The sequence below is a fragment of the Kitasatospora sp. NPDC001660 genome (assembly GCF_053596725.1).
Window position 1 is genome coordinate 89413 of sequence record NZ_JBSFGU010000011.1, and the last position, 19994, is coordinate 109406.

The 19994-nt window shown below is 71.8% G+C and carries 23 protein-coding genes and 1 tRNA gene; 18 read left to right on the plus strand and 6 right to left on the minus strand.

The genetic code is table 11. The features are described 5' to 3' along the window. The first annotated feature begins 42 nt into the window (after nucleotides 1-42). From ACWCXH_RS14880 to ACWCXH_RS14895, 4 genes are all read left to right on the plus strand, one after another. Nucleotides 43-474 (plus strand): Mov34/MPN/PAD-1 family protein, encoded by a 432-nt coding sequence (locus tag ACWCXH_RS14880; RefSeq protein WP_449801828.1) that lies wholly within the window; start codon nucleotides 43-45, stop codon nucleotides 472-474. 139 nt (nucleotides 475-613) lie between these two features. Continuing rightward, nucleotides 614-733, plus strand: a complete 120-nt coding sequence (locus ACWCXH_RS14885) for a putative leader peptide (RefSeq protein WP_326846449.1) — start codon at nucleotides 614-616, stop codon at nucleotides 731-733. Nucleotides 734-848: 115 nt separating this feature from the next. Beyond that, the gene (locus ACWCXH_RS14890) at nucleotides 849-1127 is read left to right on the plus strand and encodes a MoaD/ThiS family protein (RefSeq protein ID WP_196952340.1); all 279 of its coding nucleotides are present in this window, start codon (nucleotides 849-851) and stop codon (nucleotides 1125-1127) included. Nucleotides 1128-1208: 81 nt separating this feature from the next. Further along, nucleotides 1209-2177, plus strand: a complete 969-nt coding sequence (locus tag ACWCXH_RS14895) for a PLP-dependent cysteine synthase family protein (RefSeq protein WP_449801829.1) — start codon at nucleotides 1209-1211, stop codon at nucleotides 2175-2177. Between the two features lie 17 nt (nucleotides 2178-2194). Here the strand turns inward: ACWCXH_RS14895 and ACWCXH_RS14900 are convergent, their stop codons facing one another. Next, nucleotides 2195-2689 carry a type II toxin-antitoxin system PemK/MazF family toxin gene (locus tag ACWCXH_RS14900; RefSeq protein ID WP_449801830.1) on the minus strand — a complete coding sequence of 165 codons (495 nt, stop codon included), beginning with the start codon at nucleotides 2687-2689 and terminating at the stop codon, nucleotides 2195-2197. Between the two features lie 284 nt (nucleotides 2690-2973). Here ACWCXH_RS14900 and ACWCXH_RS14905 point away from each other — a divergent pair, with 284 nt between their 5' ends. Together ACWCXH_RS14905 and ACWCXH_RS14910 are read left to right on the plus strand one after the other, a co-directional pair. After that, nucleotides 2974-3159 (plus strand): MarR family transcriptional regulator, encoded by a 186-nt coding sequence (locus ACWCXH_RS14905; protein ID WP_449801831.1) that lies wholly within the window; start codon nucleotides 2974-2976, stop codon nucleotides 3157-3159. A gap of 184 nt (nucleotides 3160-3343) precedes the next feature. Then, nucleotides 3344-4090, plus strand: a complete 747-nt coding sequence (locus tag ACWCXH_RS14910; RefSeq protein WP_449801832.1) for an MBL fold metallo-hydrolase — start codon at nucleotides 3344-3346, stop codon at nucleotides 4088-4090. Nucleotides 4091-4179: 89 nt separating this feature from the next. On the opposite strand, the gene ACWCXH_RS14915 is transcribed toward ACWCXH_RS14910, so the two are convergent. After that, on the minus strand, nucleotides 4180-5457 hold the full coding sequence (locus tag ACWCXH_RS14915; protein ID WP_449801833.1) for a PTS transporter subunit EIIC: 1278 nt from the start codon (nucleotides 5455-5457) through the stop codon (nucleotides 4180-4182). A gap of 521 nt (nucleotides 5458-5978) precedes the next feature. Further along, the gene (locus ACWCXH_RS14920; protein ID WP_449801834.1) at nucleotides 5979-7268 is read right to left on the minus strand and encodes a PTS transporter subunit EIIC; all 1290 of its coding nucleotides are present in this window, start codon (nucleotides 7266-7268) and stop codon (nucleotides 5979-5981) included. 400 nt (nucleotides 7269-7668) lie between these two features. Between ACWCXH_RS14920 and ACWCXH_RS14925 the strand changes: the two genes are divergently transcribed. The 4 genes from ACWCXH_RS14925 to rdgB all read left to right on the plus strand — a co-directional run bounded on the left by ACWCXH_RS14925 (nucleotide 7669) and on the right by rdgB (nucleotide 9908). Continuing rightward, nucleotides 7669-7902, plus strand: a complete 234-nt coding sequence (locus tag ACWCXH_RS14925) for a PTS glucose/sucrose transporter subunit IIB (protein ID WP_329929145.1) — start codon at nucleotides 7669-7671, stop codon at nucleotides 7900-7902. Between the two features lie 117 nt (nucleotides 7903-8019). After that, nucleotides 8020-8745, plus strand: a complete 726-nt coding sequence (rph, locus tag ACWCXH_RS14930; protein ID WP_449801835.1) for a ribonuclease PH — start codon at nucleotides 8020-8022, stop codon at nucleotides 8743-8745. A gap of 133 nt (nucleotides 8746-8878) precedes the next feature. Beyond that, on the plus strand, nucleotides 8879-9271 hold the full coding sequence (locus tag ACWCXH_RS14935) for a hypothetical protein (protein ID WP_449801836.1): 393 nt from the start codon (nucleotides 8879-8881) through the stop codon (nucleotides 9269-9271). A gap of 31 nt (nucleotides 9272-9302) precedes the next feature. Then, nucleotides 9303-9908 carry an RdgB/HAM1 family non-canonical purine NTP pyrophosphatase gene (gene rdgB, locus ACWCXH_RS14940; protein WP_449801837.1) on the plus strand — a complete coding sequence of 202 codons (606 nt, stop codon included), beginning with the start codon at nucleotides 9303-9305 and terminating at the stop codon, nucleotides 9906-9908. Nucleotides 9909-9974: 66 nt separating this feature from the next. Here rdgB and ACWCXH_RS14945 read toward each other — a convergent pair. Next, a tRNA-Leu gene (locus ACWCXH_RS14945) sits at nucleotides 9975-10049 on the minus strand. Between the two features lie 173 nt (nucleotides 10050-10222). Then, nucleotides 10223-10696 (minus strand): thioredoxin-dependent thiol peroxidase, encoded by a 474-nt coding sequence (bcp, locus tag ACWCXH_RS14950; protein WP_449801838.1) that lies wholly within the window; start codon nucleotides 10694-10696, stop codon nucleotides 10223-10225. A 146-nt stretch (nucleotides 10697-10842) separates the two neighbouring features. Here bcp and ACWCXH_RS14955 point away from each other — a divergent pair, with 146 nt between their 5' ends. The 4 genes from ACWCXH_RS14955 to ACWCXH_RS14970 all read left to right on the plus strand — a co-directional run bounded on the left by ACWCXH_RS14955 (nucleotide 10843) and on the right by ACWCXH_RS14970 (nucleotide 13232). Next, complete coding sequence (locus ACWCXH_RS14955) at nucleotides 10843-11184, plus strand: DUF3618 domain-containing protein (protein WP_449801839.1); 342 nt, start codon at nucleotides 10843-10845, stop codon at nucleotides 11182-11184. A gap of 193 nt (nucleotides 11185-11377) precedes the next feature. Further along, a complete protein-coding gene (locus tag ACWCXH_RS14960) occupies nucleotides 11378-11680 on the plus strand; it encodes a GroES family chaperonin (protein ID WP_329929219.1) in 303 nt (100 codons plus the stop codon). Continuing rightward, nucleotides 11677-11994, plus strand: a complete 318-nt coding sequence (locus ACWCXH_RS14965) for a hypothetical protein (protein WP_449801840.1) — start codon at nucleotides 11677-11679, stop codon at nucleotides 11992-11994. The genes ACWCXH_RS14960 and ACWCXH_RS14965 overlap by 4 nt, the downstream gene beginning before the upstream one ends. Nucleotides 11995-12053: 59 nt before the next feature. Beyond that, entirely contained in the window at nucleotides 12054-13232 is a 1179-nt protein-coding gene (locus ACWCXH_RS14970) for a winged helix DNA-binding domain-containing protein (protein WP_449801841.1), read from the plus strand. Between the two features lie 44 nt (nucleotides 13233-13276). On the opposite strand, the gene ACWCXH_RS14975 is transcribed toward ACWCXH_RS14970, so the two are convergent. Next, a complete protein-coding gene (locus ACWCXH_RS14975) occupies nucleotides 13277-15613 on the minus strand; it encodes a transglycosylase domain-containing protein (protein ID WP_449801842.1) in 2337 nt (778 codons plus the stop codon). Nucleotides 15614-15913: 300 nt separating this feature from the next. Between ACWCXH_RS14975 and ACWCXH_RS14980 the strand changes: the two genes are divergently transcribed. From ACWCXH_RS14980 to ACWCXH_RS14995, 4 genes are all read left to right on the plus strand, one after another. Further along, the gene (locus ACWCXH_RS14980; protein WP_449801843.1) at nucleotides 15914-16726 is read left to right on the plus strand and encodes an ABC transporter permease; all 813 of its coding nucleotides are present in this window, start codon (nucleotides 15914-15916) and stop codon (nucleotides 16724-16726) included. Then, the gene (locus tag ACWCXH_RS14985; RefSeq protein WP_449801844.1) at nucleotides 16719-17558 is read left to right on the plus strand and encodes an ABC transporter permease; all 840 of its coding nucleotides are present in this window, start codon (nucleotides 16719-16721) and stop codon (nucleotides 17556-17558) included. Before ACWCXH_RS14980 ends, ACWCXH_RS14985 begins: the two co-directional genes overlap by 8 nt. A gap of 27 nt (nucleotides 17559-17585) precedes the next feature. Beyond that, the gene (locus ACWCXH_RS14990) at nucleotides 17586-18545 is read left to right on the plus strand and encodes an ABC transporter ATP-binding protein (RefSeq protein ID WP_449801845.1); all 960 of its coding nucleotides are present in this window, start codon (nucleotides 17586-17588) and stop codon (nucleotides 18543-18545) included. Nucleotides 18546-18712: 167 nt separating this feature from the next. Then, nucleotides 18713-19936, plus strand: coding sequence for a glycosyltransferase family 2 protein (locus ACWCXH_RS14995; protein WP_449801846.1), 1224 nt, complete (start codon nucleotides 18713-18715; stop codon nucleotides 19934-19936). Nucleotides 19937-19994: the final 58 nt, after the last annotated feature.

Sequence of the window (19994 nt, forward strand, 5' to 3'; positions counted from 1 at the left end):
CGCCCCGGCGGACACCCGCCGGGGCGTGGCTATCCTGACCGCATGCTGACCATCACCCGAGAACTGCGCGACCGGATCGTCGCCCACGCCCGCGCCGACCACCCGGACGAGGCCTGCGGCGTGGTCGCCGGACCGGCCGGCAGCGGCCGGCCCGAGCGGTTCGTCCCGATGCTCAACGCCGCCCGCTCGCCCACCTTCTACGAGTTCGACTCGGGTGACCTGCTCAAGCTCTACCGCGAGATGGACGACCGGGACGAGGAGCCCGTGATCGTCTACCACTCACACACCGCCACCGAGGCCTACCCCTCGCGCACCGACGTGAGCTACGCCTCCGAGCCGTTCGCCCACTACGTCCTGGTCTCCACCGCCGAGGGCAACGGTTCCGAGGACCCGTACCAGTTCCGCTCGTTCCGCATCGTGGACGGCGAGATCACGGAGGAAGACGTCCAGGTCGTCGAGGCCTACCCGGCCTGACCAGCACCCACCTGGGCACGGCCCGCCGACCGCCCGCGAGCGGTCGGCGGGCCGCTGTCATCTCAATGGGAGGGACGAGAACATCCGGATCCCGAGACATGCGTGTCGGAGCGGGGCCGGGAATCTATACGATGAGCCCATGCGTTCCGTCGATGTGAGCACCCAGGCCCCGGGCACCCGCCTCGTGGCGCGCCTGCACATCGACCTGTGCCGGCTCGCCAGCGCGATCTGTCCCGGCACGCCCGCGCGCTCGCGCTGAGCCGCCCACGCCCCGGCCGGGCCCGCCGCCGCAGCGGGTGCCGGGCCCCGGAACCCTCCGCCCCGCCGCGCCCGTTGCGGCCCACCCACCTCACGACTCGCACAGGAGCGCACCCATGGCCATCGAGGTCCGCATCCCGACCATCCTCCGCACCTACACCGACGGCGCCAAGGCCGTCGAGGGCACCGGCAGCAACCTCGGTGAGCTCTTCACCGACCTCGACGCCCGCCACCCGGGCATCGCCGCCCGCCTGGTGGAGGGCGGCGAGCTGCGCCGCTTCGTCAACGTCTACCTGAACGACGAGGACGTCCGCTTCCTGGAGGGCATCTCCACCGCCCTCGCCGACGGCGACAGCGTCACCATCCTGCCCGCCGTGGCCGGCGGCGCCCGCTGATCGACCGCCCTCCCGGCCGCCCGCGCACGGCGGCCGGAAGGGCGTCCTTCCCCACCCCACCGTCGTGGCCGGAGGCCTCCCTTGCGTTACGACAGCCCGCTCGAAGCCGTCGGCAACACCCCGCTGGTCCGCCTGCCGCGGCTGTCCGCCGCCGTCCCCGGCAACGCCGAGGGCCTCGTCACCCTCTGGGCCAAGCTGGAGGACCGCAACCCCACCGGCTCCATCAAGGACCGCCCGGCGCTGCACATGATCGAGCGCGCCGAGGCCGACGGCCGGCTCATCCCCGGCTGCACCATCCTCGAACCCACCAGCGGCAACACCGGCATCTCGCTCGCCATGGCCGCCAAGCTCAAGGGCTACCGGATGGTCTGCGTCATGCCGGAGAACACCAGCGAGGAGCGGCGCGAACTGCTCCGCATGTGGGGCGCCGAGATCATCTCCTCCCCGGCCGCGGGCGGCTCCAACACCGCCGTCCGGATGGCCAAGGAGATCGCCGCCGAGCACCCCGACTGGGTCATGCTCTACCAGTACGGCAACCCCGACAACGCGGGCGCCCACTACGCCACGACCGGCCCCGAGATCCTCGCCGACCTGCCGACCGTCACCCACTTCGTGGCCGGCCTCGGCACCACCGGCACCCTCATGGGCGTCGGCCGCTACCTGCGCGAGAAGGTCCCCGGCGTACGGATCGTCGCCGCCGAGCCGCGCTACGACGACCTCGTGTACGGGCTGCGCAACCTCGACGAGGGCTTCGTCCCCGAGCTGTACGACGCCGAGGTGCTCACCACCCGCTTCTCGGTCGGCTCCGCGGACGCCGTCCGGCGCACCCGCGAACTCCTCCAGCAGGAGGGCATCTTCGCGGGCGTCTCCACGGGTGCCATCCTGCACGCCGCGATCGGCGTCGGCCGCAAGGCCGCGGCGACGGGGGAGCGGGCGGACATCGTCTTCGTCGTCGCGGACGGCGGGTGGAAGTACCTGTCCACCGGCATCTACACGGCCGAGTCCACCGAGGCGGCCGTCGAGGCGCTGCAGGGCCAGCTCTGGGCCTAGCCGGCCGCTCCGCAGGGCTAGTTGCTCTGCAGAGCCCGCTGCGCGCGGGCCCAGACCTGACGGTCCACCGTGCCGGCGCGGCGGCGGAAGGCCGACAGCGGCACGTGGCGAAGCTCGTCGGTCTCCAGCCAACTGGTCCGGCCCTGCCGGTCGCCCACCGAACCGGGCGGCAGCGGCAGCACGCCGGGGCGTTCGGCGTGGTGCTTGCTGGTGATCTTCGCGACGGTGGCCGTCCGGCCGTCCACGCGCAGCACCAGGCACGGGCGGTCCTTCGACCCCGGGCCGTCCTCGAACGGCACGTCGGCCCACCAGATCTCCTGCGGCGCCGGCCCGGGGCGGCCGGTGCCCGCCGGGCGGGGCCGGGGACCGGCCGGCCCGGCCGGGCGCGGGGCCGGACGCGTCGTCGGACGGGACGACGGCCGGGCACGCCTCACCAGCGCCGACGCGACCGCCGCGACGACGGCGACGCCCGCCACCGCCAGGACCACCCAGATGCCGGTCGTACCGCTCATGCGCCCACCTCGCTCCGCTCGGCGGGGGCATTCGCCCACGCGCACCTTTCGATGATTCGCTCGCTGCGCCCGCTCACGCACCCACCTCGCTCATGCGGCGAACCGTACCGGGCGCATGGTGAAGCCCACCACTGTGAGTGCTGTGACAGTTGAGTATTTGTCCGCGTGTTGCTCCCGGTTCGTCACGGATCGACCACGACGCCCGATCTGTGCCGGGGAGCAGGGCGGGGCTTGGAAAGGCTGCTCTCACGAACGCCCGCCCCCGCCCCTTCGGAGGTGCCATCGTGAGTAGAGAGCTGTGGTCCTACGCCGAGATCGCGAGCCACATCAACGTCCGAGCCGAGACCGTCCGCAACTACCGTCGGCACCGGCTGCTGCCCGAACCGGACGTCATCGACGGCAACGGCTACCCCCGCTGGTACCCGGAGACCATCCGCGCCTGGGCCCGCAGACGCCCCGGCAACCGCTGATCCGGCGCCCCGCCCGGTGTTTCGGCGTTCTGGTGATTCCAGCCACAGCCCGGCACGGGGACGGGGGCAAAGGGCCGCTCCGCCCTTACCCTCGACACGCGAGCGCAGTGCTACCGACCGGTTCACCGGTCTGTCCTGCCTTTTTCCAGCAGCAGTCAGGACGTGTCGGGGCGGAGGGGCTCGGATGAAACTGACCGTGGTGGGGTGCTCGGGGAGCTTCCCGTCCACCGACTCCGCGTGCTCCAGCTACCTCGTCGAGGCCGACGGTTTCAAGGTCGTGCTCGACCTCGGCAACGGCGCGCTCGGCGCCCTGCAGAAGTACACCAGCCTGTACGACGTCGACGCCGTCCTGCTCAGCCACCTGCACGCGGACCACTGCGTCGACCTGTGCGCCTACTGGGTCGCCCGCAACTACCGCGCCGAGGGCTGCCCCGACCCGATGCCCGTGTACGGCCCGGCCGGCACCGCCGAACGGCTCGCCCGCGCCTACGACATGCCGGAGAACCCGGGGATGAAGGAGGTCTTCGACTTCCGCACCCTCACCCCGGGCGTCTTCGACCTCGGCCCGTTCCGGATCGGCGTCGCCCAGGTCAACCACCCGGTGGACGCGTTCGCCTTCCGGCTCGAACACGGCGGCCGGTCCATGGTCTACTCCGGCGACACCGGCGAGAGCGCCGACCTCGTCGAACTCGCCAGGGGCACCGACCTGTTCCTCTGCGAGGCCGCCTACGTCGACGGCCGCGACACCTACCGCGCCGTCCACCTCAACGGCCGCGAGGCCGGCGAACACGCCGTCGCCGCCCGTGCCCGCCGCCTCGTCCTCACCCACATCCCCCCGTGGACCGACGCCGACCACAACCGCCGCGACGCGGCCGCCGTCTACCCCGGCCCCGTCGACCTCGCCCGCCCGGGCGCGGTGTACGAGATCTGACCGCTCACCGCGGGCCCGGGAACGACCCCGCCCCGCCGCTCGCAGGAAGAGCGGCGGGGCGGGGCCGTTGGTCGGGGACGGTCGGGACCTCAGGCCTTGGTGACGTCCTCGATCTCGTCGTCGTCCTCGCGACCGGGGGTCTTGAGGTCGAACTTGGTGATCGCGAAGCGGAACAGGAAGTAGTACAGCGCGGCGAAGGCGAGACCGATCGGGATGATCAGCCACGGCTCGGTGGCCTTGTTCCAGGCGAGCACGTAGTCGATCAGGCCGCCGGAGAAGGTGAATCCGTCGTGCACGCCGAGCGCCCAGGTGACGGCCATCGAGACGGCGGTGAGCACCGCGTGGATGACGTACAGGGCCGGGGCGATGAAGACGAAGGCGAACTCGATCGGCTCGGTGACGCCGGTGACGAAGGAGGTCAGGGCCAGCGAGAGCATCATGCCGGTGATGGCCTTGCGGCGGTGCGGCTTGGCGCAGTGGGCGATGGCCAGCGCGGCGGCGGGCAGCGCGAACATCATGATCGGGTAGAAGCCCGACATGAACTGTCCGGCGGTCGGGTCGCCGGCGAAGAAGCGGGTCAGGTCGCCGTGGACGACGGTGCCGTCCGGCTTGGTGAAGTCACCGGTCTGGAACCAGGCGAAGGAGTTCACGAACTGGTGCATGCCGACCGGCAGCAGACCGCGGTTGACCAGGCCGAAGACACCCGCACCGAGCGCGCCGGCGCCGATCAGGGTGTCGTTCAGGCTCTTGATGGCGTCGCCGATCGGGCCCCAGGTCAGGGCGAAGAGGACACCGACGGCGGTGCCGACGAAGGCCATGAGAATCGGCACCAGGCGGCGGCCGTTGAAGAAGCCGAGCCAGTCGACCAGCTTGGTGCGGTGGTACTTCTGCCAGAGCACGGCGGCCAGCAGGCCGATCACGATGCCGCCGAGGACGCCCGGGTTCTGGTAGGTCGGGGCGACCCACTTGCCGTCGGCGATGTGGCCCTCGGTGATCGGGAACGCGGTCAGCACGTTCCTGTACACCAGGAAGCCGACCAGCGCGGCGAGCGCGGTCGAGCCGTCCGCCTTCTTCGCGAAGCCGATCGCGATGCCCACCGCGAACAGCAGCGGCAGGTTGTCGAAGACGCCGCTGCCGGCGGTGTTGAACACCGCGGCGACCTTGTCCCAGCCGAGGCCGTCCTTGCCGAACACGTCGTCCTGGCCGAGGCGCAGCAGCAGGCCGGCCGCGGGGAGAACGGCGATGGGCAGCTGGAGGCTGCGGCCGATCTTCTGCAGACCCTGGAGGAGGTTCTGGCCGAACTTCTTGGCGGGGCTTGGCGTGGCCGGAGCCGTGGCGGGCGCCGGTGCCTGCGCTGACTGACTCATGGGGGTGGGTTCCTAACGGCATGGCGGTCGGTCGGGGGAGGGTGCACAGGGGGCCGGACCGCGAACTGGTCTACACCACGGGTGGTGTAGACCAGTTTTGTAGCACGGGCGGAGAAGTGGGGGAACCCCGGAAAGCGGTGTCGCCGGGAAGCGCTATGAAATCGAAACCTACTTTCGGAACGCCGATCATGATTACCCGCCGGGAGCGGGGTTTTGGCTATTTGCGCAACAAAAAGGCCCGGCCCCGGTGAGCGGGGTCGGGTCGGGTCGGTCTGGTGTCGGATCGGTGTCGAGTCGGGGCCGGAGAGTGAACGAACGGCCACCGGCGCTCCCGACGGGCGTGCTGCGACGTCCGTCATGCCCGCCTGCCGCGGCCAGGCCGGGTGATCGCGCCGGAGCGTCCCGAAGCGGGTGCCGGAATTGTTTTGCCGTCCGGCTATTCGGTCCTTTTCCGATAAGTCGAAGGCCTCCGGGTCGACGGATCCGGAGGCCATTGCCGGTGATGCCGGGTGATGCCCCGTTCAGGCCTTGGTGACGTCCTCGACTTCGCTCTCGTCCTCTCGCCCCGGTGTCTTCAGGTCGAACTTGACGATGATGAAACGGAAGACCGCGTAGTACACCGCGGCGAAACAGAGTCCGATGACGATGATCAGCCACGGCTTGGTGGCCAGCCCCCAGTTGATCACGTAGTCGATCAGGCCGGCCGAGAAGCTGAACCCGTCGTGCACGCCGAGCCCCCAGGTGACGGCCATCGAGGCGCCGGTCAGCAGCGCGTGCACGCCGTACAGGGCCGGGGCGATGTAGGCGAAGGAGTACTCGATCGGCTCGGTGACGCCGGTGACGAAGGAGGTCAGGCCCACCGAGAGCATCAGGCCGTAGATTTCCTTGCGGCGGTGCGGCTTGGCCGAGTGGGCGATCGCGACCGCGGCGGCGGGCAGCGCGAACATCATGATCGGGAAGAAGCCGGACTGGAATTGCCCGGCCGTCGGGTCGCCCGCCAGGAATCGCGGAATGTCGCCGTGCACGATCGTGCCGTCCGGCTTGGTGAACTCGCCGAACTGGAACCAGACGAAGGTGTTCAGCAGCTGGTGCATGCCGATCAGCAGCAGCGCGCGGTTGAAGAGGCCGAAGACACCGGCACCGCCCGCGCCGAGGTCGGCCAGGTCCTGGCTGAAGTCGCCCAGCCCGCGGCCGATCGGCGGCCACACCCACAACGCCACGACCGCGGTGGCCATGCCGACCAGCGCGGTGATCATCGGCACCAGGCGGCGGCCGTTGAAGAAACCCAGCCAGTCGACCAGCCTGGTGCGGTGGAAGCGCACCCACAGCCAGGCCGACATCAGGCCGATCAGGATGCCGCCCAGCACCCCCGGGTTCTGGTACGTCGCGTTCGCCGACTTCGCCGAGGTGTAGTCCACGCACTGGTCGCTGACCAGCACCGTCGGCGGCTTGCAGTGCTCGGGGAAGGCGTGCAGCACCTTGTAGTAGACGAGGAATCCGACTACGGCCGCGAGCGCCGTCGAGCCGTCCGCCTTCTTCGCCATGCCGATCGCGACGCCGATGCAGAACAGCAGCGGCAGGCCGAGCGTGGAGTCCAGCAGGGCACCGCCGGCCGAGGCGAAGACCTCGGCGACGTCCGTCCAGCCGAGGCCGTCCGCGCCGAAGACGTCGGGCTGCCCCAGCCGGTTGAGGATGCCCGCCGCCGGGAGCACCGCCACCGGGAGCTGGAGGGAGCGGCCCATCTTCTGGAGGCCGCCGTAGAAGGTGTGCCACCACGCCGACTGCGGGGCCGCGGCTCCTGCCGAACTCATGCGTCGCCCTCCGGGAGCATTTGCCCACCGCCGGCCCCCCTGCGGGACCCTCGGACGGGGCCAGGAACACCCGGGGTCCTTCCTGCGTTCATCGGAGTACACATATATTGGTGTAGACCACTAAAGGACGCAGGCCGCACGCCGGAACGGGAACCCCGCTGATCGTCATCCTCGGGCGAGGATCCGCAACGGTGCGCGCCGGACTGGGCCGAAAGTGGACTGACGTGGCGGACCGGACCGACCCGGGCGATGCTTGTCGCGCTGCCCAGCAGCGCGACCACAGCTGAACCCGCGTCAGCCACCGGCAGCGACCTCGCCGGCCCCGGCCGGGTGGTACCAGCACAGCGCAGGACGGCGCCCGGCAGAGCAGCCGGCAGGCCGAGACAAAGGGAGAAATCAGATGGCCAGCAAGGCTGAGAAGATCGTCGCCGGTCTGGGCGGCATCGACAACATCGAAGAGGTCGAAGGCTGCATCACCCGCCTGCGCACCGAGGTCAAGGACGCCTCCCTGGTCGACGAGGTCGCACTCAAGGCCGCCGGCGCCCACGGCGTCGTCAAGATGGGCACCGCGATCCAGGTCGTCATCGGCACGGACGCCGACCCGATCGCCGCCGACATCGAGGACATGATGTGAGCTGAGCCACCACGGCTCACCACTCGGCCCGCCGCCCCTCCCCGAGAGGGCGGCGGGCCGAGGCGCATCCGCAGGCGCATCCGGAACACCCCGCCCGAGCGACTACGCTCGGTGCCTATGTCACGCATCGACGGCCGCACCCCCGACCAGCTCCGCCCCGTCACCATCGAACGGGGCTGGAGCAAGCACGCCGAAGGCTCCGTCCTCATCTCCTACGGCGACACCAAGGTGCTGTGCACCGCCAGCGTCACCGAGGGCGTCCCCCGCTGGCGCAAGGGCAGCGGCGAGGGCTGGGTCACCGCCGAGTACTCCATGCTCCCGCGCGCCACCAACACCCGCGGCGACCGCGAGGCCGTCAAGGGCCGCATCGGCGGACGCACCCACGAGATCAGCCGCCTCATCGGCCGCTCCCTGCGCGCCGTCGTCGACCACCGCGCCCTCGCCGAGAACACCATCGTCCTCGACTGCGACGTCCTCCAGGCCGACGGCGGCACCCGCACCGCCGCCATCACCGGCGCCTACGTCGCCCTCGTCGACGCCGTCGCCTGGGCCCGCGATCGCAAGCTCCTGCGCGCCAAGGGCCAGCCCATCACCGGCGGCGTCAGCGCCGTCAGCGTCGGCATCATCGACGGCATCCCCATGCTCGACCTCCAGTACGAGGAGGACGTCCGCGCCGAGACCGACATGAACATCGTCTGCACCTCCGACGGCCGCTTCGTCGAGGTCCAGGGCACCGCCGAGGGCGCCCCCTTCGACCGCGCCCTCCTCGACCAACTGCTCGACCTCGGCACGCTCGGCTGCGCCGAACTCGACGCGATCCAGCGCAAGGCCCTGGAGGGCTGACCCGCCCCTTCGGCCGCCGCCTGTACACGCCGGGCCCCGAGCCCGTACGGTTCCCGCAGCACCCCGTTGCGGGAACCGTGCCCCGGCCGGGGCGCGTCCTCCCGTACGGAACCCGCGCCCCCAGGAGGACCGGATGCCGTCGAGCATCGCCCGTCCCGCCGCCCTCGCCGTGGCAGGCCTGATCATCATCCTCCCGCTCAGCGCGGTCAGTTGCTCCGCCGCCCAGAAGGCCCTCGACTGCGGCTCCACCGCTGCCCGCGTCACCACCGACATCGCCGACGTCACCAGCGCCTACGGCAACACCAGCAACGACTCCGGCACCGCCGCGGCCAAGGCCCTGCAGAAACTGCGCACCGACCTTGACCAACTCGGCCGCAACTCCAAGAACACCGACGTGGTCAAGGCCGTCAACGACCTGCGCACCCAGGCCGACAAGATCCAGCAGGCCGCCGACCGCAAAGAGGCGCCCGACCTCAAGCCGCTCGCCGACGCGGCCGGCAACCTCACCTCGATCTGCACCGGCTGACGACCGGAAAGCTGCCGATAGGGTGGGCGATATGTCCACCCGATTGATCCTCGCCACCCGTAACCACAACAAGGTCGCCGAACTCCGCGCCATCCTCGGCGAGGCCGGCCTGGACGTCGAACTCGTCGGTGCCGACGCCTACCCCGAGATCCCGGACGTCCCCGAGACCGGCGTCACCTTCGCCGAGAACGCCCTCCTCAAGGCCCACGCCCTCGCCCGCGCCACCGGCCTGCCCGCCGTCGCCGACGACTCCGGCCTGTGCGTCGACGTCCTCGGCGGCGCCCCCGGCATCTTCTCCGCCCGCTGGGCCGGCAAGCACGGCGACGACCGCGCCAACCTCGAACTCCTGCTCGCCCAGCTCTCCGACATCGACACCCCGCACCGCGGCGCCCACTTCTCCTGCGCCGCCGCCCTCGCCCTCCCCGACGGCACCGAACGCGTCGTCGAGGGCCGCCTCCTCGGCACCCTGCGCACCGCCCCCGCCGGCGACGGCGGCTTCGGCTACGACCCGATCCTCCAGCCCCTCGGCGAAACCCGCACCTGCGCGGAGCTGACCCCGGCCGAGAAGAACGCCATCAGCCACCGCGGCCATGCCTTCCGGGCTCTGGCGCCGGTGGTGAAGGAACTCCTCGGCTGACGGCCCGTAGGAACAACTACGGCCCGTCGACCTTCGAATCAAAGGTCGACGGGCCATCTCACTCGGTACGCCCGGTGGGACTCGAACCCACGACACTGCGGACCTAAACCGCACCTCTCTGGCCAGCTGGAGTACGGGCGCACGCCAAGGCAAGCCTACCGGCACGCGGATCCTGCCGTGGTCACTTTCCGCCGGTGAAAAGACGGTTAGGCGGCGGCATCCCTCCTGGGCCCGGTCCGGCTCATAGCCGGGGTGACGGACGGCGGTGGCGGCGCACCCCGGTCGGGGGGCGCGCCGGCACCGCCTCGTCGTGCCTAGGCCTCGACCTTGAGGTCGCGCAGCAGCTTGGCGACGTGCCCGGTCGCCTTGACGTTGTACAGCGCGTGCTCGACCTCGCCCTGCTCGTCCACGATCACGGTGGAGCGGATGACGCCGGTGACGGTCTTGCCGTACAGCTTCTTCTCGCCGAACGCGCCGTAGGCCGTCAGCACCTCCTTGTCCGGATCGGACAGCAGGGTGACCTTGAGGTCCTCGGTCTCGCGGAACTTGCCGAGCTTCTCCGGCTTGTCCGGCGAGATGCCGATGACGTCGTAGCCGGCGCCCGCGAAGGCCTCCAGGTTGTCGGTGAAGTCGCAGGCCTGCTTGGTGCAGCCGGGGGTGAGCGCGGCCGGGTAGAAGTAGACGATGACCTTGCGGCCGCGGTGGTCGGCCAGCGACACCTGCTTGCCGTCGGCGTCGGGCAGGGTGAAGGCGGGCGCGGTGTCGCCGGGCTGGAGGCGCTCAGTCACGGTCTGACTCTCCTGTTGCGTGGACGGGGTCGTGCCACGGCAAACTTACCTCCGATGGTGGGAGGGGCCGCGCGGCGCTGCCCGGCAGCTGACAGACTGGGGCAGCCGTACAGGACAACATCAGTGAAGTGAATGGGGTGGCCCGAGTGGGCGAGGCGAGTACGCAGGACAAGTCGGCGCGGACGACCGCCCAGATCGAGGCGGACATCTCCCGGACCCGTACCCAGCTGGCGGAGACCCTGGACGAACTCGCCATGCGCGTCCACCCGACGACCATCAGCGCCCAGGTCAAGGCCAAGGCCGTCGCGGCCGTCGAGGAGAAGACCGCCCGCGCGTACGTGGCGGCCAGCGGCGCGGTGGAGAAGCTGCGGGCGCAGTTCGTGGACGAGAAGGGGCAGCCGCGCAAGGAGCGGATCGTTCCGGTGGCGCTGGTGGGCGTGGGCCTGGTGCTGCTGGTCGCCTCGGCGCGGAAGCGCCGCAAGGGCTGATCGGGGTCGACCGGGTGCTGCTGACGGGCCGGGCGCGGGGTGAGCGCCCGGCCTTCCGTATGCCGGGCCAGCGTCACGCCGCCCGCCCGGGGGCGGTACCTTCGGGATCGTGAGTACGAACGACGAACCGACTGCCAAGACCGCCCCTGACGCGCCCCGGCACGACCGCCTCGGCGAGAAGCTGCCGATCAGGATGCTGCACGACCGCGTCCTGGTGAAGCTCGACAGCGGCGAGGGAGAGCGCCACTCGACGGGCGGGATCATCATCCCGGCGACCGCGGAGCTGTCGAAGCGGTGCGCCTGGGCCGAGGCCGTCGCGGTGGGCCAGAGCGTGCGCGCGGTGGAGCCGGGCGACCGCGTGCTGTACGACCCGGAGGACAAGCTGGAGGTGGAGGTCCGCGGCGCCACCTACGTGCTGCTGCGCGAGCGCGACCTGCACGCCGTCGCGGCGATGCGCTTCGGTGACACCGAGGGCTCGACCGGGCTCTACCTGTGACCCCCGAGCCTCTGCAGGTCCTCTTCGAGCCCGGCGTCGTGGGCACCATGCTGTGGCCGTTCGACCTGAAGAGCCCGTACGGGTATCCGGCCGAACTCGAACGCCTGCCGATCAGCGCAGGGCTGGTGGCCGAGTTGGAGGAGCTGACCAGGCTGTTCCAACGCTCGATCGACTGGGCGAACCCGGCGGGCCCGGCGCCGTGGTCGGTGATGGAAAGGGTTGACTTCGAGACCCGGGCCCGGGCCGCCCTGGAGGCGCTGCGCCGGGAGCTCGGCCCGGAGTGGACGATCCTGGGCGAGGCCCCTTCGGTCTGACCGGACCGACCGGGCCGGGCCGCCCACGGATTGTCGGTGCCGGGCGGTACGGTCCCGGCATGACGACGCGTGTGCCGGTGATCGGGGACGACGAGCGGCGGGCCCGGGTGGGGTGGCGGCATCTGCTGGCGCCCTCCGCTCGCGTGGCGTGGGTGGAGGAGGCGGCCGACGCGGTCGTCGGGCTGCACGCGACGGACGCCGCGACGGTGTACCTGTCGGCGTGCGCGCGGCTGGTGGAGCCGTCGTCGGCGGAGGTGGAGCGGGCGCTCTACGAGGACGTCTCGCTGGTGAAGCTGCTGTCGATGCGGCGGACGATATTCGCCGTGACGGAGGAGTTCGCGCCGTACGTCAGCTCGTCGACGGCGCGGGCGATCGCCGCCAAGGAGCGTGCGACGCTGCTGAAGCACCTGCGGGACCACGCCGTGGGCTGGGACGGGGCGCGGCTGGCGGCGGCGGAGCGCGCGGTGCTGGCCGCGCTGGCCCGTCGCGGCGAGGCGACGACGCAGCAACTCGGCGAGGACGTCCCGGAGTTGCGCGAGCAGATGCTGATGTCGGCCGGCAAGCCGTACGAGAACAGGCAGAGCGTCGGCAGCCGGCTGCTGCGGCTGCTGGCCGCGGACGGGCACGTGCGCCGGGGCCGTCCGCGCGGGTCGTGGCTGAGCAGCAGCTACCCGTGGGCGCCGGTGCCGCAGTGGCCGGAGGTGCCGGTGCGGGAGGCGAAGGCGGAGGTCGTGCGCCGCTGGCTGGCCGCGTACGGGCCGGCCACCGTCGAGGACGTGAAGTGGTGGACGGGCTGGACGCTGGGGGACACCCGGAAGGCGCTGGCGGACGTCGGCGCCGAGGCGGTGGAGCTGTCCGGTGGGGTGCCGGCGCTGGTCCTGCCGGGGGATGCGGAGCCGGTGGGCGGTCCGGAGCCGTGGGCGGCGCTGCTGCCGGCGCTGGATCCGACGGTGATGGGCTGGCGCGGGCGGGACTGGTACCTGCGGCCGGAGGACGTTCCGGCGCTGTTCGACCGGGCGGGCAACGCCGGTCCGACGGTGTGGTGGTGCGGCCGGGTGGTCGGCGGCTGGGCGCAGCGTGCCGACGGTGAGGTGGTGTGGCGGCTGTTCGCGGATGTCGGGGCGGAGGCGGTGGCGGCGATCGCGGGGGAGGCGGCGCGGTTGGCGGGTTGGCTGGGGGAGGTGCGGGTGACGCCGCGTTTCCGGACGCCGCTGGAGCGGGAGTTGGTCGCGAAGTAGGTCGTTAGGGGCATGCGCCGATCACCACGCGCTCCTACCTGCTGTCACTGCGCCGCCGGTGGCGTCGCCGCCCCCGTGGCCGCCGCCGTGGTGGACGGCGGGGGTGTCGGTTTCGGCAGGTGCGTCTGGGTGGGCCGGGGCGCGGTGGTCGGCTGGTCCTGGGTGGGGCTCGGGGCGGGTGCCTGCGGGCTGGGGACGACGGGGGCGGGCGTCGGCTCGCTGGTGGCGCTGGGCCGGGCCGGTGCGGCGGTGGCGGTGGGCGCGGGCGCGTTGCTCGGGTGCGTGGTGCCGGGGGTGGGCGCGCTGCTCGTGCTGGGCGTGGTGCTCGCGGAGGCGTTGTTGGTGGGCCAGTTGTACTGGCCGCCGCCGTTGCCGCGTCCGGTCTGGAGGTCGAAGTGCTTGACCTCGGTGCCGTCGAGGGCGTCGGTCATGTAGGCGGTCCAGATCTTGGTGGGGAAGGTGCCGCCGTTGATCCGGGTGAGGCCGGCGGTGCCGGCCAGCGGCTCCTTGGCGTGGGTCTTCGGGTTTTCGCGGAACAGGCCGACGGTGGTGCTGAGTTGGGGGGTGTAGCCGGCGAACCACGCGGAGAGGTTGGCGTCCGTGGTGCCGGTCTTGCCGGCGGCGGGGCGGCCGAGGTCGAGGGCGGCGGCGCCGGTGCCGCGGGTGCTGACGACGTCGCGCAGGACGTCGGTGACGGTGTCGGCGATCTGGCGGTCGAGGGCGTCGGTGGCGGCGTGGTCGGGCATCTTGGGGACGTCGACGGAGCCGGAGCCGGTGTTGACGCGTTCGAGCTTGACCACGGACCACGGGGTGTGCGCCTGGCCGTGGTTGGCGAACGTGGCGTAGACGCCGGCCAGGTCGAGGGCGCTGGGTGTGGCGGTGCCGAGGGTCATCGAGGTGTTGGCCGGGTCCATGCCGGGGACGTTGTCGGGGATGCCGAGCTTGACGGCGGTGTCCCGGACGCGGGCGAGTCCGGCGTCCACGCCCTCCTGCGCGTACACGGAGTTGACGGACTTCACCATGGCGTAGCGCAGCGTGATGTTGCCGTAGTCGATGTCGTCCTCGTTGGGCGGTGCGTACGGGGTGGGGCCGCCGGTGACGGGGCGTTCGCTGGTGCCGTCGTAGCGGGTGTCGGGGGTGATCGGGTGGCCGTCGATGGCGTGTTGGGCGATGAGGCCGGCGGCGAGGTCGATGGGCTTGAAGGTCGAGCCGATCTGGTTGTCCTGGCGCAGGGCGTCGTTGTAGGGCTGCTTGGCGTAGTCGGGCCCGCCGTAGACGGCGACGACACGGCCGGTGGCGGGTTCGACGGAGGCGCCGGCGACGCGGACGTCGGTGTCGGTGGTGGGCCGGGTCTTGGGGTCGAGGTTGTCGGTGAGTTCCTGCTGGACGGCCTTGGTGAAGGCGTCCTGCTTGGGTTTGTCGAAGGTGGTGGTGATGCGCCAGCCGCCGGCCTTGAGGGTGGCGGCGTCGATAGTGCCGGCGGAGGTGAGGTAGTCGTCGGCGACGCCGACGAGGTAGCCGGCCTGCCCGGAGAGGCCGGTGGCGGGCTGGGGGTCGATGGGCTCGGGGAAGGTTTCGGCGGCGCGGTCGGCGGCGCTGAGGAAGCCGAGCTGGACCATGCCGTCGAGGGCGTAGTTCCAGCGGGCGATGGCCTTGTCGCGGTTGGCGGGCTTGGCGGTCTTGACGTCGTAGGAGCTGGGGGCCTGGAGCAGTGCGGCGAGGTAGGCGCCCTGGGCGAGGGTGAGTTCGGAGACGTCGACGCCGTAGTAGGCGTGGGCGGCGCTCTGGATGCCGTAGGCGCCGCGGCCGAAGTAGCTGCTGTTGAGGTAGCCGGCGAGGATCTCGTTCTTGTCGCGCTGCTGGTCGACCTTGAGGGCGATGAAGAGTTCGCGGCCCTTGCGGGCGATGGTCTGGTCCTGGGTCAGGTAGTAGTTCTTGACGTACTGCTGGGTGATGGTGGAGCCGCCCTGCGTGCCCTTGCCGGTGAGGGTGTTCCAGCCGGCGCGGAGCATGCCCTTCAGGTCGATGCCGCGGTTCTGGTAGAAGGTGCGGTCCTCGGCGGAGACGACGGCGTGCTGGGTGTCGAGGGGGATCTTGTCGAGGGCGACGTCGGTGCGGTTGACGGCGCCGGTGCGGGCGATCTCGGTGGTGCCGTCGGAGTAGAGGTAGATGTTGTTCTGGGCGACGGCGTGGGCGTTGGGGTCGGGCACCGGGACGATGACGTAGAGCACGGCGAAGGCGCCGACGGCGAGCAGCAGCAGGCTGACGACGGTGCCGAGGAGGACTCGCCAGGTGGGGAGGAGTCGGCGCCAGAGCGGGAGGGCGCGGCGGGCCTGGCGTCGCGTGGCCCGTTTGGCCTGGCGTCGGGTGCTCACGGTCATGCCGAGATTATGTGCTATTTGACTAGTGCTCAGAGGCTGTCTTCCCCGGGGCGCGTGTGCTCGTGGTGGGCGAGGGGGCCGACGGCGGTCTCTTCCGCGTCCGACGTGGGCCTGTGAAAACCGGGTGCGGGGGTAGGGGCCCGGCGGTACGGTGAAAGGTGCAAACCACATAGCGCACCCGGTTCTGGCAGCTCCGCCCGATCGGCCCGGTACCCCCGGGTCCGGCAGGTCGGAGCCGCTGGGGCGTGCGCGGACGCCTGCAGGCACCCCTGTGCCTGTATTTGTCGACAAGGAGACAATATGCCGAATGCGCCCGGTCTCTACGCCGCCATCGCGCGCGGCGCCTTCCGCCGGTACTCCACCTACCGGGCCGCCACTCTGGCCGGCACCTTCACCAACACCGTCTTCGGCATCATCCTGGCCTCCTCCTTCCTCGCCCTCTGGCAGGCCCGCCCGGGCCTCGGCGGCTACGACCAGAGCCAAGCCGTCACCTACATCTGGGTGAGCCAGTCCCTGCTGGTCACCGTCGCCGTGTGGGGCGGCGGCTTCCAGGACGACGTCCAGGACCGCTTCCGCAGCGGGGACATCGCCATCGACCTCTACCGTCCGGTCGACTTCCAGGGCTGGTGGCTGGCCACCGACCTCGGCCGGGCCGCCTTCCAACTGCTGGTCCGCGGCACCGTGCCGATGCTGGTCGGCGCGCTGGTCTTCCGGACCCGGCTGCCCGAACACCCCCTGACCTGGGCGGTCTTCCTGCTCTCGACGCTGCTCGCGGTCGTCGTCAGCTTCGGGCTGCGCTTCCTCGTCTCGATCACCGGCTTCTGGCTGCACGACTCGGAGGGGGTGCGCTCGGTGATGCTCGTCGTCTCGATGTTCTTCTCCGGGATGCTCCTGCCGATCGCGCTCTTCCCCGGCCCGCTCGGCGCGCTCGCGCACGTCCTGCCGTGGGCGGCGCTGATCCAGGCACCGACCGACGTCTTCCTGGAGCGCCGCACCGGCGCCGACCTGCTCGGTCCGCTCGGCTTCCAGCTCGCCTGGGCCGTCGCGCTGCTCGCCGCCGGCCGCGCGGCCCAGCTGCTGGCGACCCGCCGGGTGGTGGTCCAGGGTGGCTGAGACCCTCACCGAGCCGCTGTCCGTCCGCGCGGGCTGGGCGGTCCGCTCCTGGTGGCTGTGTGCCGCGATGTGGATGCGCTCGACGATGGCCTACCGGGCGTCGTTCGCGCTGACGCTCGGCGCGAGCCTGGTCACGCACTCGCTCGACTTCGTCGTCCTGGTGCTGATGTTCCGGCACACGAACCAGCTCGGCGGCTGGACCCTGCCCGAGCTGGCCTTCCTCTACGCCACCGCGACCTTCTCGCTCGGCATGGCCAACCTGCTGGTCGGCTCGATCGACGGCCTCGGCCAGCGGATCGTCAACGGGACGCTGGACACCATGCTGATCCGGCCCGCGCCCGCCCTCGCCCAGCTGTGCGCCGAGCGTTTCTCGCTGCGCCGCCTCGGCCGCCCGGTCCAGGCCCTCGCCGTGCTGGTCTGGTCGCTGGCGGAGCTGGACGTGACGTGGACCTGGGACCGCGTGCTCCTGGTGCCCGTCCTGCTGGTCTGCGGCTGCGTCATCTTCGGCGCGATCTGGATCGGCACCGCGACCGTCCAGTTCTGGTGGGGCGAGGCCAAGGAGATCCAGAACTCCGTCACCTACGGCGGCGCCACCCTGCTCCACTACCCGCCGACGATCTTCGCGAAGGAGCTGGTCGCCGGCGTCGTCTTCGGCGTCCCGCTGGCCTTCGTCAACTGGCTGCCCACGCTGCGCATCCTCGGCCGCCCCGACCCGCTCGGCCTGCCCACCGCCTTCCAGTACGCCTCCCCTGTGGCTGCCGCGCTCTGCGTCGCCGCCGCCGGCCTCGCCTGGCGCGCCGGGCTGCGGGCGTACCGCGGCACCGGCAGCTGAACCCGTCTCCCCCCGGAGGAACCTCCCATGGCACTGATCGAACTCGAAGACGTCCGCCGCACCTTCACCGTCCGGGCCCGCACCGGCCGGTTCAGCCGCGAGAAGCGCGAGGTGCGCGCGGTGGACGGGCTCAGCTTCACCGTCGAGGCCGGCGAGTGCGTCGGCTACATCGGCCCGAACGGCGCCGGCAAGTCGACCACCATCAAGATGCTCACCGGCATCCTCGTCCCCAGCGGCGGGCGGCTGCGCGTCGCCGGGGTGGACCCGGCCCGCGAACGCGTCGCGCTGGCGCGACGGATCGGCGTGGTCTTCGGCCAGCGCACGACGCTCTGGTGGGACCTCCCGCTGCGCGACTCCTTCGAACTCGCCCGCCGGATCTACCGGATCCCGGATCGGCGATATCGCGAGAACCTCGGCCGCTGCGTCGAACTGCTCGACCTCGAAGGGTTGTTGGACACCCCCGTGCGCCAGCTCTCGCTCGGCCAGCGGATGCGCGGCGACCTCGCGGCCGCGCTCCTGCACGACCCGCAGGTGCTGTACCTGGACGAGCCGACCATCGGCCTCGACGTGGTCAGCAAGAGCAGGGTGCGCGAGTTCCTCCGCGAGGTGAACCGCGACCGCGGCACGACCGTGCTGCTCACCACGCACGACCTGACCGACATCGAGCAGCTGTGCGACCGCGTGATGGTCATCGACCACGGCCGGGTCGTGTACGACGGCGGGCTGTCCGGCCTGCACGAGGCGGGGGAGAGCGAGCGGACGCTGGTCGTCGACCTCGCCGACGCCCGCCCGCAGATCGAGGTGCCCGGCGCCCGGGTGGTGAAGGTCGAGGGGCCGCGGCAGTGGCTGGCCTTCCCGGCGCAAGAGAGCGCCGCGCCGATCGTCGCGGCCGTGGCCGCGCGGTACCCGCTGGTGGACCTGTCGGTGCGCGAGCCGGCGATCGAGGACGTGATCGCCCGGATGTACGCGGAGGTCGCGATCGGCTGAGCGCGCGGTTGGCCGACCGGGTCGTCCGCCCCGCGGACCGGCTGACCGGACGGGCATCCGGTTGACCGCCGTCACCCGTCCGGGGAGCACACGTGACTCCCCGGCGGGTGCGCGGGTTGAGCCTGCGTCGATGGGCGGAACGCACACCCGAGGGGCAGCACGAGGCGATGACCGGACCCGACGTGACCGTGGTGGTCGCGGTCAGCAACACCATGCCCCACCTCATCGCCTGCCTGGACTCGCTGGTCGCGCAGACCCTCGCCCCGGGCCGGTTCGAGGTCGTGGTCGTCGACGACGGCTCCACGGACGACGGCTCCACGGACGGCGGCGCGGCCGTCCTGGCCGACTACGCGGCCCGCCACCCCGGCCTGTTCCGGGTGGTGCACCAGCCCGACTCTCGCGGCCCGGACGCCCCCACCAGCCGCGCCCTGGCGCTGGCCCGCGGCCGGTACGTGCTGTTCCTCGGCGCGGACGACCGGCTCGGCGCCGAGGCGCTGGAGCGGCTGGTGGCGGCGGCCGACGCGTGGGGCTCGGACGCCGTCGTGCCCAACCAGGCCGGGGTGAACGGCCGGCCGGTGCCACAGGGGACCTTCCACACGGACGCCGGGTCCGTCGGCTTCGGCGACTCGGCGCTCGTCTGGGCGCTGTCCGACACCAAGCCGTTCCGGCCGGACCTCGCCCGACGGCACGGGCTGTGCCGCGACGAGGGGCCGGAGGTCTTCTCCGGCCGGCCGTTCGCCCCGGAGGCCTGCGCGCGGGCAGATCGCGTCTTCGTCCTCGCCGACTACGACTACGACTACGACTGCCACTTCCTCGTGCTGCGCGAGGACCTCGGCGATGTCACCGAGCGCGCCTGCGTCCTGGACCGGCTGCGCGGGATCGCCGCCCTCCAGCACGTCGCCGCCGACCTCGCCGAACCGGGGGAGGAGCTCGACGCGATCCGTGCCCGCAGCTTCACGTGGGACGTGCCGCGCCTGCTCCGGGACGACTTTCTGCTCCTCGACGCCGAGGTGCAGCACCGCGTCTGCGCCGAGGTCGGCCGGCTGGTCGAGGGCTTCGGCGCCCGCGCGGTCTACCACCGGCTGCCCGTCGCCGACCGGCTGCGCCTCGAACTCGCCGCCGCCGGACGGCCGCAGGCACTGCGCGACCTGATCCGGTACGAGGCGGCGCACGGCGAGCCGCCGGTGGTCGTGGAGGGCCGCCGCCACTACGCCGGCTACCCGGCCTTCCGGGACGGCGGACTCGGGCTGCCCGACGAGTTGTTCTTCCTGCGCGAGGTGGCGGAGGAAGCCGCGCCCCCGCCTCTCAACCTCGCCCAGCAGCTGTGGCGCGGCATCGTCCCGGAGCACCTGCGCCGCGGGCTGCGGCGGATCGTGCTGGGCAAGGCGTGATGGTGCTGGGCGTGAGGTTGCTGGGCGTGAGGTTGCGGGGTGTGAGGTTGCTGGGCGT